Source organism: Kitasatospora sp. NPDC085895 (assembly GCF_040702125.1).
GTDB lineage: Bacteria > Actinomycetota > Actinomycetes > Streptomycetales > Streptomycetaceae > Kitasatospora > Kitasatospora arboriphila.
Genome location: NZ_JBFBJY010000046.1, coordinates 1 through 14,946 on the forward strand (window position 1 = coordinate 1; position 14,946 = coordinate 14,946).

Here is a 14,946-nt window from a genome sequence, read left to right on the forward strand (position 1 = left end):
CGCCATCGCCCCCGCCGCACTCACCCTCGCCCTGGACACCCACCCGCCCGGACCCGGACCCGGGCGCGGCCGCGGGCGGGGGGTGTGGGGGGGCGGCGCCGGCGCGGGGGGGGGCCGTCGGGGCGCCGGTCCGGTGGGCGGCGGCGGCCGCCCGGTCAGATCCCTATCGGCCGCTGGGAGCGGACGGACTGGAGCAGTCCGACGGCGACCCAGACCGCGAACATCGAGGAGCCGCCGTAGGAGACGAACGGCAGCGGGATGCCGGCGACCGGCATGATGCCGAGGTTCATCCCGATGTTCTCGAAGGCCTGGAAGGCGAGCCAGGTGATCACGCCGGCGGCGAGGACGGTGCCGTACAGGTCGGTGGCCTGGCGGGCGATCTTGCAGGCCCGCCAGAGGATGACGCCGAGCAGGGCGATCAGGCCGAGGCCGCCGACGAAGCCGAGTTCCTCGCCGGCCACGCTGAACACGAAGTCGGTCTGCTGCTCGGGGACGAACTGGCCGGTGGTCTGGAAGCCGTGGAACAGGCCCATGCCGGTGAGGCCGCCGGAGCCGATGGCGATCCGGGCCTGGGCGGTGTTGTAGCCGACGCCGGCCGGGTCGAGCGAGGGGTTGGCGAAGGCGGCGAAGCGGTCGATCTGGTACTTGCTCAGCACGCCGAGCTTCCAGATGGCCAACGCGCCGACGGTGCCGGCGCCGATGAGGCCGAACACCCAGCGGCGGGCGGCGCCGGAGGCGAGCAGGACGCCCATGATGACGATGCCCATCACCATGACCGAGCCGAGGTCGGGCATCAGCATGATGACGCCCATCGGCACCGCGGCGATCACCAGTGCCTGGATGACGCTGCGCGAGGAGGGGAACTCCCGTTCGCCGGCGTCGACCCGGGCGGAGAGCACCACGGCCATGCCCATCACGATGGAGAGCTTGGCGAACTCGGCGGGCTGCAGCGAGAAGCCGCCGCCGAACTGGATCCAGGAGTGCTGGCCGTTGATGGTGGAGCCGAGCGGGGTGAGGGTGGCGGCGAGCAGCAGCAGGACGCCGAGGTAGACGAACGGCACCGCGGTGCGCAGCCGGCGTGTCCCTATCCCGACGGTGACCGCGCAGAGCACCACGCCGACCAGGGTGTTGGTGAGGTGCCGGTACAGGAAGTACTGCGGGTCGCCGTGGGTGAGGTTGTCGCGGCCGCGGGTGGCGGACCAGACGAGCAGCGAGCTGCCGAGGGAGAGCGCCAGCGCGGAGAGGATCATGATCCAGTCCATCCGGCGCAGCGGCGAGTCCTTGGCCAGGGCCCTGGCGATGGAGCCGCGCTGCGGGGCGAGCCGGACGGTGCGGTACGAGCCGTAGGAGGTCATCCGCGGCTCCTTCCGGTGGCGCGGGCGGGTTCCAGGGCGGCGAGCGCGAGGACCGTGGGGGCGCCGGTGCCGGTGGCGGGCGCCGGGTCGAGGAAGGCGCGGTCGCCGGGGGCGTCGTAGGAGGCCTGCTTGATGATGGCGGTGCCGTCGGGGTTGAACTTGGGCAGTTCGCTCTGCGGCTTGGGCAGCAGGGCCTTGCCGTTGTCGATGGCGCCCTTGTCGTCGACGCCGTAGAGCGCCTGGTAGATGCGGCGTACCGAGTCACCGGAACCGCCGGAGCCGGTGCCGCCCTGGCTTATCGTCATCACGACCGCGTAGTCGCCGCTGTAGGTGGTCAGCCACGAGGTGGTCTGCTTGCCGGCGACCTCCGCGGTGCCGGTCTTGGCGTGCAGTTCGATCTTGCCCTGGGGCCAGCCGGCGCCGACGAACTTCCAGGCGGCGGTGCCGCTGGTGACGACGCCCGCGGTGGCCTGGTCGATGTAGTCGAGCAGCTTGCCCTGGGCGGGGATCTTGCCGTCCTCGTGGGGGGCGATGTCGCGGACGAGCTTGCCGTCCGGGCTCATGATCGCCTTGCCGATGGTGGGGCGGTAGAGGGTGCCGCCGTTGGCCAGCGCGGAGTAGATCCGGGCCATCTGGAGCGGGGTGACGAGGGTGTCGCCCTGGCCGATGGCGAAGTTGACGGCGTCACCGGCGCGCATGACGTTGCCGTCCTGGCAGTTCTCGCGGGCGATCTCATCGGCGTACTCGTGGCCGCCCTTGGCCGCCTGGGCGCACCAGGCGTCCTTGTTGGCGTCGTAGAAGGACTGCTTCCACTGGCGGTCCGGCACCCGGCCGGCGACCTCGCTGGGGAGGTCGACGCCGGTCTTGGCGCCGAGGCCGTACTGGTGGGCGGTCTTGGTGAACCAGTCGGCGGGGTTCTTCGGCTTGATGCCGCCGTCCTTCAGCCACTGGTCGTAGGACAGGTAGTAGAAGACGGTGTCGCAGGAGATCTCCAGGGCCTTCTCCAGCGAGATGTCGCCGAAGCTCTCGCCCTCGAAGTTCTTGAACTCGCGGCCGCCGATGGTCATGCTCGGCGGGCACGGGTAGTGGCCGTCGAGGGAGTAGCCGGCCTGGACGGCGGCGGTGGTGGAGATGACCTTGAAGGTGGAGCCGGGGGCGGACAGGCCCTGGATGGCCCGGTTGATCAGCGGGTAGTTGGAGCCCTTGTCGGTCAGCGCCTGGTAGTCCTTGGCGGTGATGCCGCCGACCCACAGGTTGGGGTCGAAGGTGGGGGCGCTGGCCATGGCGATGATCCGGCCGGTGTGCACGTCCATGACGACGGCGGCGCCGGAATCCGCCTCGTAGTTCTTGTGGGTCTCCTTGTCGTAGACCTTGCGGGCGTCGGTCATGGCCTGCGCCAGCTGGTCCTCGACGACCTTCTGGACCCGGGCGTCGATGCTGGTGACGAGGTTGTTGCCGGACTGCGCGGGGACGGTGCCGGCGCTGCCGATGACCTTGCCGAGGTTGTCGACCTCCAGCTTGTCGACGCCGGTGGTGCCGCGCAGGTCGTCGTCGTAGACGGACTCCAGGCCGGCGCGGCCGATCTGGTCGCTCGGCAGGCGGCGTTCGCGGCCGGTCTTGTCGGCGGTCTTGGTGACCTCGTCGTCCGTCACCGGGGAGAGGTAGCCGAGCACCTGGGCGGCGCTGGCGCCCTCGACGCCGGTGTAGCGGCGGACGGCGGTGGGCTGGGCGGTGACGCCGGGGAAGTCCTCGCGGCGTTCCATGATCTGCATGGCCTGCTGGGTGGTGGCCTGCTGGGTGACCGGGATCGGCTGGTAGGGCGAGCCGTTCCAGCAGGGCTTGGGCGTCTTGGCGTCGCAGAGCCGCACCTTGTCCTGGACGTCCTTGGGCTGCAGCCCGAGGACGCCGGCGAGCCGGGTCAGCACGGCCTTGCCGTGGTCCTTCTGCTGGAGCAGGGAGGTGCGGCTGACGGAGACGACGAGCTTGGTCTCGTTGCCGACGAGCACCCGCCCGGAGGCGTCGAGGATCTCGCCGCGGACGGCGGGCTCCACGACCTCCCGGATGTGGTTCCCTTGCGCCTGGGCGGCGTACTGGCTGCCGGTCCGGATCTGCAGGTACCACAGCCGCCCGCCGAGGGTGGCGAGCAGCGACAGCACCAGGATCTGCAGCACCACCAGACGGATCGTCACCCGTTGGGTGCGTCCGGTCTCCGGGATGTTGCTCACTGGGGGGACTCCTCCTGGGGGTTCTGCGGGGCGTCAGGGACGGCGGGCGAGGCCGAGCGACCGCTTCTTGCGCGGGCTCGTCGGCATCGGCGAGGACTCCCGGGTGGTCTTGTAGCGGGCGAGGCTGCCGAGGCCGGAGCCGCCCGGGTCCTCGGTCTCGGCGCCGGAGCGGCCGCCGTCGAAGCGGCGGGCGAGCAGCATGACGGCGGGCACCACGAACGGCGCGAGCAGCACGTCGTACAGCAGGGCGCTGAACACCAGGCCGGCGAGGCCGACGTGGCGGGCGGCGGTGTCGCCGACCAGGGCGCCGACGGAGGCGTACAGGCCGGTGGAGACGACGGCCGCGACGGCGACGACCATCAGGGCGCTGATCGCGGAGCGCTGCCGGCCGGCCTCGGGGCGGAGCAGGCCGGCGGCGTAGCCGACCAGGCAGAGCACCAGGGCGTAGCGGCCGATGGCGTGGTCGGAGGGCGGCGCGAGGTCGGCGAGCAGGCCGGCGGTGAAGCCGGCCAGGCAGCCGCCGGTCGGGCCGTACACCAGGGCGAGGCCGACGACGACGAGCATCAGCAGGTCGGGGGTGGCCCCGGGCAGCTGGAGCCGGCCGAGCACGCTGACCTGGACGACCAGGCCGAGCATCAGCAGGACGGCGGAGAGCAGGATGCGGTTCGGACGCACGGTCAGTTCCCCCCTGCGGGTGTGGAGGCGGCGGTCGGCTTCGCGGGTGCGGCGGCCGGCGGGTTCGCCGCGGCGGCGGACGGCTTGGGCGGCAGGACGCCGTCGCGCGGGTCGCTGCGCGGCGGGACGACGACGACGCCGATCAGGTCGAGGCGGGTGAACTGGACGTAGGGCTCGACCAGGATCGTCTTGGTGAGCTCGCCGGGGGTGGCCTGGACCTCGACGACCCGGCCGATCGGAACGCCGGGGACGAAGGGACGGCCGCTCTGCGAGCCGAAGGTGACGACCCGGTCGCCGGCCTTGACCTGGGCGCGGCCGTTGAGCAGCTGGACCCGCATCGGGCTGCTGCCCTGGCCGGCGGCGAAGCCGATCTCGTCGCTGCCCTCCAGCCGGGTGCCGGCGGTGAAGCCGGGGTCGGAGGCGAGCAGCACGGTGGCGGTGGTCGGGGCGACGGTGGTGACCCGGCCGACCAGGCCCTGGCCGTTGATGACGGTCATGTCGCGGGTGAGGCCGTCGTCGCTGCCGGCGTCGATGGTGATCGTCCAGGAGAAGCCCTGGGCGGCGCCGATCGCGATGACCTGGGCGGCCTTGATGGTGTATCCGCCGTTGCCGGCCGTCCGCAGCAGGTCGTCGAGCTGCTTGGTGCGGCCGGCCGCGGTGTCGGAGGAGGCGAGCCGCTGGCGCAGCTCGGTGTTCTCCCGGGTGATCTGGTCGAGGCGCTGCTGGTGCGTGGAGGCGTCGCGGACGGCGCGGATGGTGCCGGCCACCGGGTCGACGAGGCCGGAGGCGCCGCGCTCGACCGGGCCGAGCAGGCCGGCGGCCGCCCGGCGGGCCCCGCCGAGCGGGGAGTCCTCGCCGCCCTTGATGTCGACGGTGATCAGGGCGAAGGCGACCGCGACCAGCAGGATGAGCAGTAGTCGGCTCTCTCGTGTGTCCCTCACGGTGCTGGAGCGCCCCTTCGTTCCCTGGTACCGGTTGTTCAGTTGGAGATGTGACGCCGTGTGCGCCGTGCTGCCCCCGCGGGGAGGGTCAGCGGCGCGGCTGGGCGTCCAGGACCTGCTGGAGCGCCTCGAACTCCTCGACGCACTTGCCGGCGCCGAGGGCGACCGAGTCCAGCGGGTTCTCCGCGATGTGGATGGGCATGCCGGTCTCCCGGCGGAGCCGCTCGTCGAGGCCGCGCAGCAGCGCGCCGCCGCCGGTGAGCACGATGCCGCGGTCCATGACGTCGCCGGCGAGCTCCGGCGGGCACTGGTCGAGGGTGGTCTTGACCGAGTCGATGATGGAGTTCACCGGCTCGTCGATGGCCTCGCGGACCTCGGCGGCGGAGATGACGACGGTCTTGGGCAGGCCGCTGACGAGGTCGCGGCCGCGGATCTCGGCGTGCTCGTCCTTCTCGCCCTCGAGCGCGAAGGCGGAGCCGATCGACATCTTGATCTGCTCGGCGCTGCGCTCGCCGAGGAGGAGGCTGTACTCCTTCTTGATGTGCTGGACGATGGCGTTGTCCAGCTCGTCGCCGGCGACCCGCAGGGACTGCGCGGTGACGATCCCTCCGAGGGAGATGACGGCGACCTCGGTGGTGCCGCCGCCGATGTCGACGACCATGTTGCCGGTGGGCTCGTGCACCGGCAGGCCGGCGCCGATCGCCGCGGCCATCGGCTCCTCGATGATGTGCACCTGGCGTGCGCCGGCCTGGGCGCTGGCCTCGATGACGGCGCGGCGCTCGACCCCGGTGATGCCGGAGGGCACGCAGACCACGACGCGCGGGCGGGCCAGGTAGCGGCGGCGGTGGATCTTGAGGATGAAGTAGCGGAGCATCCGCTCGGTGATCTCGAAGTCGGCGATCACGCCGTCCTTGAGCGGGCGGATGGCGACGATGTTGCCGGGCGTGCGCCCGATCATCTTCTTCGCCTCGGCGCCGACCGCGAGGATGCCGCCGGTGTTGGTGTTCACGGCGACGACCGACGGCTCGTTGAGGACGATCCCCTTGCCCCTGACGTACACCAGCGTGTTGGCAGTGCCGAGGTCGATCGCCATGTCACGGCCGATGAACGACAGATTGTTGGCCATGGGGTGTGCAGTGCCTTCCCGAGCTCGGTGTGCATGTGCGGGGAGTGGGCCGATCGCGCGCGCCCACGACAGGGCTGACATCAGCTGAGCAGCCGTACCGGGCCCATGAGTTGCGTCCATCGTAGCCAGGCCCGTTCACCGCGTACGGCGAGGTACGGCATGCTGGCCATTCTCCGGCGGCCGATGTGCTCTTCCCGGGATTGGGACGCCGTGTCGGCGATCGGGGTTCCGCCTTTTCGGGGCGGGTTCCGGTGGTTGCACCCGGTCGGACCGGGGCGGTTGCACCCGGCCCGACCTGGGCGTACGTCAGGCTGTGTCAGGCCTTCGTCAGGCGAGACGGGGTCAGGCGCGGGCGGGGAAGAAGATCTTGATCTCGCGCTCGGCGGAGACCTCCGAGTCCGAGGCGTGGATCAGGTTCTCACGGGTGATCGTGGCGTAGTCGCCGCGGATGGTGCCCGGGCCGGCCTGCAGCGGGTCGGTGGCGCCGGCCAGCGCGCGGATGCCGGGGATGACGTTCTCGCCCTCGACGATCAGCGCGATCGACGGGCCGGAGGTCATGAACTCCAGCAGCGGCTCGTAGAACGGGCGGCCGACGTGCTCGGCGTAGTGCAGCTCCAGCGTCGCCCGGTCGAAGGTGCGCAGTTCGAGGGCGGCGAGCCGCCAGTTCGCCTTGCGCTCGATGCGGCTGATGATCTCGCCGGCCAGGCCGCGCTTGACGGCGTCGGGCTTGAGCAGGACGAGAGTGCGCTGGGACACGGTGCAGCTCCAGGGGATCGGGTTCGGCACGGTGGGTTCGGCCACCGCAGACACTACCCTGCGGGTGCGGCCCGCCGACGCGAACGGGCCGCTCAGCGGGGGTTCAGGCGGTCTGCGAGGCCGCGGCGGCGCGGGCCGCCCTGATCACGTCGATCTTGCGGCCGTAGTGCACCGAGCACCACCACAGGGCGGCGAAGACGGCGCCGAGCCCGAACATGGTCGGCAGCACCAGGCCGCTGGCGATCAGGCCGATCTGCAGCACCCAGCCGACCGCCACCGCGCCGGGGCGCTCGATCATGCCGCAGAGCAGCACGCACAGCACCATGGCGGTGCCGCTGACGGCCCAGATCGTGCCGGTCGGCACGTCCGACAGCGGCATGGCGACCAGGCCGGCGAACATGATGAGCAGGGCCTCGCCGATGAGGGTCGAGGAGCAGAGGGTCCGCATCGGGTGCTACTTCCTTCCGAACAGCAGGCGCGCCTCGCCCACCGTGATGACCGAGCCGGTGACCAGGACGCCGGCGCCGCCGAGGTCCTCCTCCTCGGCGAGCGTGACGGCCGCGTCGATGGCGTCGTCCAGCCGGGGTTCGACCTGCACACGATCCTCACCGAAGATCTCCACGGCGAGCGCGGCCAGCTCGTCGACGGGCATCGCCCGGTGGGTGGAGTTCTGGGTGATGACGACCTCGGCGAGGATCGGCTCGAAGACCTCCAGCAGGCCGGAGACGTCCTTGTCACCGCTGGTGCCGATCACGCCGACCAGCTTGGTGAAGCCGAAGGCCTCGCCGATCGCGGCGACGGTGGCCTCGGCGCCGTGCGGGTTGTGCGCGGCGTCCAGGATGACGGTGGGGCTGCGGCGGACGATCTCCAGGCGGCCCGGCGAGGAGACGCCGGAGAACGCCCGGCGGACCTTCTCGGTGTCCAGCTGGCCGCCGGCGGCCGCGCCGACGCCGAAGAACGCCTCGACGGCGGCCAGCGCGAGGGCGGCGTTGTGCGCCTGGTGGGCGCCGTGCAGCGGGATGAAGACGTCCTCGTACTCCGCGCCGCCGAGGCCGCGCAGGGTGACGAGCTGGCCTCCGATCGCGACCTCGCGGCGGATCACGCCGAACTCCATGCCCTCCCGGGCGACGGTGGCGTCCACCTCGACGGCCCGCTTGAGGATGGTCTGCGCGGCGTCCAGCTGCTGCTGGGCGACGACGGCGAGCGCACCGGGTTTGATGATGCCGGACTTCTCCACCGCGATCTCGCCGGTCGTGCCGCCGAGCTTGTCGGTGTGGTCCAGGCCGATCGGGGTGATCACGGCGACGGCGGCGTCGATGACGTTGGTGGCGTCCCAGGAACCGCCCATGCCGACCTCGACCACGGCGACGTCCACCGGGGCGTCGGCGAATGCGGCGTACGCCATGCCGGTCAGCACCTCGAAGAAGGACATCGCGACCGGCTGCGTCTCGTCGACCATCCGCACGTAGGGCTCGATGTCGCGGTAGGTCTCGACGAACTTCTCGGTGCCGATCGGGGCGCCGTCCAGGCTGATCCGCTCGGTGACCGACTCCACGTGCGGGCTGGTGTAGCGGCCGGTGCGCAGCTCGAAGGTGCCGAGCAGCTGCTCGATCATCCGGGCGGTGGAGGTCTTGCCGTTGGTGCCGGTGATGTGGATCGAGGGGTAGGAGCGCTGCGGCTGGCCGAGGATGTCCATCAGCGCCGCGATGCGGTCGAGCGAGGGCTCCAGCTTGTTCTCCGGCCAGCGGCCGGAGAGCTCGGTCTCCACGGCCCGCAGCTCGGCCTCGGGGCCGGAGGCCCCGGCGTCGGAGGGGCGGGTGGTGTACGGGTTCTGCTCGGCCTTGTCGCTCACGGGCCCAGTCTACGTAGCGTCCGGGGCCGCCCGGCGCAGGCTCCCCGGCCCGGTGGGGCGGGGCCGGGGAGCCGTGCGCCGGGGTGCTCAGCGGTGCGCCGGGAACTGGACGACCTGCTGGTAGGTCGGGCGGTTCTGCCAGGTGGACTTGGGGTCGGTGACGCCGCCGAGCGGGCGCTGGACGATCGAGTCGGCGCACCACTGGTCGCCGGCCGGGCAGTCCGCGTCGGCCGGGTAGACCTGGGCCGGGGTCTGCGCCACGGCCTTCCTCAGGCTGTCGAGCAGGGCGGTGCGGCAGGCCGCGAGGTCGCCGCCGCCGCAGAACGGGCGGGCCAGCGGCCCGGCCACCGGGTCGCCGAGGACGCCCCGCAGGTCCTTGTCGACGTAGCTCCACCAGCCGTACTGGAAGGCCGAGCCCTTGTGCGGGACGGACTCGTTGGCGCTGGCGGTGCCGCTGGTGGGGCCGCTCTGCCCGCCGGAGGGCGACTCGTTGATCTGGACGGCTCCGGTCAGGGCGCCGAACAGGGCGTCGCCGAGGCCGGGCCGGAAGACCGCGTCGGCGAGCAGCGGCCACCAGGCGTCCAGGGTGCGGATCGCCTCGGCGTCGGCGTAGGCGTGGCTGCCCGGGGAGGTCTCCCGGCGTTGCCCGCCGGCCGCCCGCCAGGTCTCCAGCTTCTGCACGGCGGCGGCGAGGGACGGGTCGGTGACGGGGGCGCTGCGGACGACCCGGAGCAGTTCGGGCAGCACGTCCTCGGCGCGCAGGTCGGCGAGGGCGGCGGACTCCATGGCCTTGGTGAGCGAGACCCGGCTCGCCTTCCCGCCGCCGGCGAGCAGCGCCTTCACCCGGTCGTCGAGCAGGTTGCCGCGGTGCACCGAGCCGTTGCCGAAGCCCGCGGCGGCGAAGCCGGCGGCCTGCTTGTTGTTCCAGGAGACGTAGTAGTCCTGGTCGACGGAGTTCGGGTGCTCGGCGGGCGGCGTGTACCGGGCGGTGTTCGCGGCGGGGTCGAAGTCGCGCCACTCGTAGGCGGGCTCGGCGCGGACGGGCAGGCCGGCGTCGACGCCCGGGGCGCGCACCGGGTTGTCGCCGGAGTTGTAGTACGCGATGTCCCGGGAGTCCGCGTAGAACCAGTTGAAGGTGTAGTTGATGTTCTGCGCGGCCTGCTGGAAGCCCGCCGCGTCGTGCACCGCACCGGGGTCGTTGAGCATCTGGAAGCCGATGATGGAGTCGGCCTCGTGGCGGTAGGTGGAGCGCAGCGAGGTGAAGGCGACGGGTGCGCCGCCGACCGTGCCGCGGGCGGTGACCAGGCCGTAGTTCGTGCGGTTCATCACCAGGGTGTAGGAGCCGGCCGCGGTGGGGTCCGCGGTGGTGGGCTTCCAGGAGTTCTTCCGCTCCAGCCGTTCCATCGGCAGGCACTGGCCGTGCCACCGGTAGTGGTCGGCCGTCAGCCCGACCGGGCTGCCGTCGGTGGTGCAGAGCGGGACGGCGTAGGTGTCGGTGATGTCCTGTCCGGCGGAGGTGGCGCTCCAGGCGTAGTCCTGGCCGCGTCCGAGCTGCACGTAGAAGCTCAGCCCGGCGAAGGCGGCACCGCGGGCGCTGATGCCGGGGCCCTGGATCTCCTCCAGCATGAGCAGCTGGGGGGCGAAGTAGCCGGTCTGCGGGCCGAACACGGCGACGGGGTGGCCGTCGTCGGTGTGGGCGCCGGAGACCAGCAGGGCGTTGGACATGCCGTGCTTGGCGGTGAGCAGGTTGCCGGGCAGCAGGCCGGGGGCGGTGGTGGCGCCCTGGGTGCCGGTGCCGGTGGCGTCGTGGACCGTCTTCTCGGGGACGACCGAGCCCGGGTCGGGCAGCACGGCGCCCTGCGGGGAGTCGGGCGGCAGGGCGTACGGGAAGCGCCGGCCGTCGTGCAGGGTGAGCACGGCCTCGGGGTCGTCGGCCTCGCGGAGCGAGGACCAGAGGCGGTCGCCCTCGGCGGTGCCGTAGCGGGCCTCGGCGGCGAGCTTGACCTGGGCGGAGGCGAGTTCCCCGCCGCCTCCGGAGCCGAACAGGGCGCCGACCACGGAGGCGAGCGCGACCAGGTCGGTGAGCTTGAAGGGTTCGATGCCGCCGGCGTTGGTCATCGCGTCGATGTGGCCGGTGAGGTCGTACTCGCCGGGGAAGTAGCGGCCGTCGTAGGACTCGCGGACGTACTGGTTGATGCCGTCGAGGTAGGCGCCGGCGTCGGCGAGGGCCTGCCGGGCGCGGTCGCCCTCGTTCGCGATGGCGTCGATCTGCTGCTGGAGCTCGTCCTCGGTGTAGGGGGCGGCCTGCCAGAAGCTCTGTTCCAGCTGCCGGTTGGCGGCGGCGCCGCCGGCGAAGCCGGAGAGCTGGCCGCGGCCGACGTGCCGGAAGAGGTCCATCACCCAGAGCCTGTCCTGGGCCGCGGCGTAGCCGGCGCCGAACTCGGTGCCGTAGCGGGTGGTGCCGGTGATGTGCGGGACGCCGGTGGCCTTGTCGCGGACGATGGCGACGTCGCTGCGCGGACGGGTGGTGGAGGCGACCTGGTCGGCGGGGACGCCGAAGGAGGCGTCGTTGAAGAAGCTGCGCAGCTGGGCCTCGGTCAGTTGCGGGTAGGCGCCGGCGAGGTTGGCGTAGGGGCCGAGCTGGTCGTCGGTGTGGGCGGGGCGGGAGCCGAAGACCTTGTTGAGCAGGATCTCGGCGAGGGTGGCGTTGCCGTTCTCGCCGGGCGGCAGGATGTCGAGGCATTTCCCTGCGCAGTAGTCGCCGGCGGCGACCGGGGTTTCTCCGGCGGCTGCCGCGGCGGTGGGGGACGCGGTGGGGGCGAATACGGCCAGCAGGGCCGCCGCGAGGGTGGCGGCGGCGAATCTGCGCGGGTGGGGGCGTCGTTGCACACCGGCTCCTCGGTCGAGTTGCGGATGCGTTGCGGTACTCGACGGTAGGGGCCTTGCTGACATTCTGCCTAGTAGCGTGCATGCCACAACTCGCCTGCGGGCGTGCGGTTCTGCCCGCCCTTGGCGGGGACGGACCGGCGGTGGCCGGATCAGCCGTGCCGGGCCTCCGGCACCTGCACGGCCGGGCCGCCGTGCCGGCGGCGCAGCTCGGCCGCGATCTCGGCGCCCTCGCCCTCCGGCAGCAGCGGCAGCATCATGGCGACGGCCTGCAGCAGGCCGCCGAGCAGGTAGGTGGTGTCCGGGGTGGCGGCGACCAGTGCGCGGACGGCCGCGACGTCCCCGGTGTCGACGGCCTCGACCAGCCGGGCGGGGTCGGCGGCGTCCTCGTCGAGCAGCACGCCGGAGGTGTCGGCGGGGGCGCGGCGGGCGAGCGAGCGCAGCACCCGGTCGGCGGCCTCGGGCGCGTACGCCTTGCGGACCGCCTCGGCCGCGATCCACACCAGCAGGGTGGTCACCTCGCGCTCCACGTGGTCGGCGAGGAGCCGGTCCAATTGCGCGTCGAAGGACAGCTGGTTCCCGTGCCGGAATGCCAGCAGCAAGGACGCCGCTCGGGCCTTCGCCGTCTCGACCTCGTGCTGCGGCAGTTCGTCGGCCAACTCCGTGGTCGCCGCCATGACGTGCCCTCCCGTCAGTCGCAAACCCACATGGGGACGTCTGCACACCGTACACATCCCAACTCCGAACACCGGTGGAACGCGCGCACGCACAAACGGAGAGAATGCACGGTTCAAACGGTCAGCGGGAATCATCGACCGAATGCCGGACGCGCACGATGAAATACCGCCGAACGGACTATCAAGAACGGCCGGAGATATACCGAATGGCGGATTCCGCGCCGGTCCGCGCCGCGCACGGGCGGGGCGCGGACCGGCGTGGACCGGCCGCCCGGGGCGTCCGCGGGTGGCCCGCCCGTCCCCTGGGTAGGGGGAGGGCGAGGGGGACGGCCGTCGCCGCCCGCCGCCCGGACCACCCCGGCGGGCTCGGACGGCCGTGCGGTAGCGTGCCCGGATACTCGCGCGGGCGACCGTGCGGGCACTGACGGGGAGTACGCCAAGTTCAGGCCGCGGAGCGCCGTGGCGGGGGAGATCGATTTTCGATGTACGGCCAGGGCCAGCAGTATCCGCAGGGGCAGCCGCAGCAGCCGTACGGCCAGCCGCCGCAGTACGGGGGCGCCCCGCAGCAGCCGGCGTACGGCGCGCCGCAGCCGCCGTCCTACGGCTACCCGCAGCAGCCTCCGGCCCCGCCGTACGGCGCCCAGCCCGGCTACCCGCAGGCCCCCGTGCCCGGCCAGCCGCAGCCCTACGGCGCACCGGGCGGCTACCCGCCGCCGACCCCGCCGAAGAGCAACACCGGTCTGGTGATCGGTCTGGTGATCGGCGCCGTGGTGCTGATCGGCGGCGGCCTCGCGATCTGGGGCCTGTCCGGCGGCGACGGCGGCGGCACCGGCGGTACGGGCGGTACCGGCAGCACGGGCGGCGGCGGCACGGTCGCCTCCGCCGCGTACAAGCTCGACCTGCCGATGTCCCTGCCGGACGGCCACACCCAGCAGAAGGCCACCTCCGCCCCGGCCACGCCCGGCCCGGACGGCCAGAAGCCGGCCTGCTCGGACGGCACCGCCGTGGCCGGCAACTACACCAAGGGCCAGACGGACATGGTGCAGGTCATCGGCTGCTACGGCTCGGTGGCGACCCCCGAGCTCGTGCTGCTCGCGCTGGAGGCCGAGGCGGTCAAGCCGAAGACCTTCGCCGGCACGACCGTCACCAGCACCTGGAAGACCCGGCCGACCGAGTACCCGGCGGGCAGCGCGGGCGCGCCCGGCGCCAAGCTCAAGTGCGGGGTGCTGACCACCAACGCCACCAAGACCGCCGCCGGCAACACCGTCTGCTTCTGGGCGGACCGCTGGACGGCTGCCGAGGTGGTCTTCGCCGACCTGAGCTTCACCGGCAAGGCGCCGATCACGCCCGCCGAGGCCGCGGTGAAGGCCGCCGCCGTCCGCGGCGCCGTCGAAGTGAAGAAGTAGCCGAAGCATCCGGCGAGGCGGCCGACCGGGAGCACCGGCCGGCAGCAGCCGGTCCCGACCGGCCGGCAGGACCGGCCGGTCGGGGAGCAGCCAGGGCCGACCCGTCGAAAGGACCTCCGGTGTCCGAGCAGAATCCGTACGGCGGCCCACCGCCGTCCCCCCAGCCGTACGGGGCCCCTCCCCCGCCGCCCGCCCAGCCCGGTTTCGGCCCGCCGCCGCAGCCCGGCTACGGCTACCCGCAGCAGCCCGCACCGCCGTACGGACAGCCGGGCGGCTACGGGGTGCCGGCCCAGCAGCCGTGGGGCGGCGGCGTCGTCCCGCAGCCGCCGAAGTCCCGCAAGACGCTGTGGGTGGTGCTCGGCTGCGTCGGCGGTGCCATCCTGCTCGGCGGCGGCCTGGCCGGCTACTTCGTCTATGACGTGACCTCAAAGACCGACAACTACCGGATCTCGCTGCCGGGCACCTTCCAGGGCCTGCCGCGGGAGGACTCCAACCCGCTCGCGCAGAAGCTGGAGTCCGGACTCGACGACTCGCTCGGCAAGGGCGACAACGCCTGGTCGCCGACCCCGGTCAGCACCGTGTACACCGACCGGAAGAAGGTGGTCGCGGTCTTCGGCGGCTACGGCACCGTCCTCTCCCCCCGCAGCCAGGTCGACGACTTCTACACCAACTTCGAGAAGGGCGCGAGCAGCCAGGGCACCACCTTCAGCGGCCGCCGGGACTTCGACCCGGGCCCGCTCGGCGGCCGGCTGAGCTGCGAGGTCATGCGCGCCCCGACCGAGGACGACAGTCTGTGCGCCTGGGCGGACGGTTCCACCTTCGTCGCCGTGCTCACCGGCGAGGTCGACCAGGACTCCGAGGTGGACCTGGACGTCGCCGCGGCTGCCGCCCGCGAGCTGCGGCAGATCGCCGAGGTGCCGAAGTAGCACCCGCCCGGCCCCGCCGGGGCCGGGGAGGGCGAAGACCGACACGGCGAAGACCGAAACGGCGAAGGCCCTGCACCGCTTCCGGGTGCAGGGCCTTCGCCGTGTGTCGTGGGGCCGAACG

General features: G+C 72.6%; 12 protein-coding genes. 2 read left to right on the forward strand and 10 right to left on the reverse strand.

The window, feature by feature from the left end:
- Positions 1 to 155 precede the first annotated feature (155 nt).
- The 10 genes from AB0442_RS25540 to AB0442_RS25585 form a co-directional block, all read right to left on the reverse strand.
- Positions 156 to 1,355 (reverse strand): FtsW/RodA/SpoVE family cell cycle protein, encoded by a 1,200-nt coding sequence (locus AB0442_RS25540; RefSeq protein WP_363540120.1) that lies wholly within the window; start codon positions 1,353 to 1,355, stop codon positions 156 to 158.
- A complete protein-coding gene (gene mrdA / locus AB0442_RS25545) occupies positions 1,352 to 3,580 on the reverse strand; it encodes a penicillin-binding protein 2 (RefSeq protein WP_366165593.1) in 2,229 nt (742 codons plus the stop codon). Before mrdA ends, AB0442_RS25540 begins: the two co-directional genes overlap by 4 nt.
- Positions 3,581 to 3,613: 33 nt before the next feature.
- Positions 3,614 to 4,255, reverse strand: coding sequence for a rod shape-determining protein MreD (gene mreD, locus AB0442_RS25550; protein ID WP_366165595.1), 642 nt, complete (start codon positions 4,253 to 4,255; stop codon positions 3,614 to 3,616).
- A 2-nt stretch (positions 4,256 to 4,257) separates the two neighbouring features.
- Entirely contained in the window at positions 4,258 to 5,196 is a 939-nt protein-coding gene (gene mreC, locus AB0442_RS25555; protein WP_366165597.1) for a rod shape-determining protein MreC, read from the reverse strand.
- 88 nt (positions 5,197 to 5,284) lie between these two features.
- Complete coding sequence (locus tag AB0442_RS25560) at positions 5,285 to 6,310, reverse strand: rod shape-determining protein (protein WP_030270516.1); 1,026 nt, start codon at positions 6,308 to 6,310, stop codon at positions 5,285 to 5,287.
- A gap of 354 nt (positions 6,311 to 6,664) precedes the next feature.
- Positions 6,665 to 7,078, reverse strand: coding sequence for a nucleoside-diphosphate kinase (gene ndk / locus AB0442_RS25565; RefSeq protein ID WP_366165598.1), 414 nt, complete (start codon positions 7,076 to 7,078; stop codon positions 6,665 to 6,667).
- A 103-nt stretch (positions 7,079 to 7,181) separates the two neighbouring features.
- Entirely contained in the window at positions 7,182 to 7,526 is a 345-nt protein-coding gene (locus AB0442_RS25570; RefSeq protein WP_344627364.1) for a DUF4233 domain-containing protein, read from the reverse strand.
- Between the two features lie 6 nt (positions 7,527 to 7,532).
- A complete protein-coding gene (locus AB0442_RS25575) occupies positions 7,533 to 8,930 on the reverse strand; it encodes a folylpolyglutamate synthase/dihydrofolate synthase family protein (RefSeq protein WP_366165600.1) in 1,398 nt (465 codons plus the stop codon).
- Between the two features lie 87 nt (positions 8,931 to 9,017).
- Positions 9,018 to 11,819: a penicillin acylase family protein gene (locus AB0442_RS25580; RefSeq protein ID WP_366165602.1), complete on the reverse strand. Its 2,802-nt coding sequence runs from the start codon at positions 11,817 to 11,819 to the stop codon at positions 9,018 to 9,020.
- Between the two features lie 149 nt (positions 11,820 to 11,968).
- Positions 11,969 to 12,493: a hypothetical protein gene (locus AB0442_RS25585; RefSeq protein ID WP_366165604.1), complete on the reverse strand. Its 525-nt coding sequence runs from the start codon at positions 12,491 to 12,493 to the stop codon at positions 11,969 to 11,971.
- A 482-nt stretch (positions 12,494 to 12,975) separates the two neighbouring features.
- On the opposite strand from AB0442_RS25585, the gene AB0442_RS25590 reads away from it, so the two are divergent.
- Complete coding sequence (locus AB0442_RS25590) at positions 12,976 to 13,899, forward strand: hypothetical protein (protein WP_366165606.1); 924 nt, start codon at positions 12,976 to 12,978, stop codon at positions 13,897 to 13,899.
- A gap of 119 nt (positions 13,900 to 14,018) precedes the next feature.
- The gene (locus tag AB0442_RS25595) at positions 14,019 to 14,825 is read left to right on the forward strand and encodes a hypothetical protein (RefSeq protein ID WP_366165608.1); all 807 of its coding nucleotides are present in this window, start codon (positions 14,019 to 14,021) and stop codon (positions 14,823 to 14,825) included.
- Positions 14,826 to 14,946: the final 121 nt, after the last annotated feature.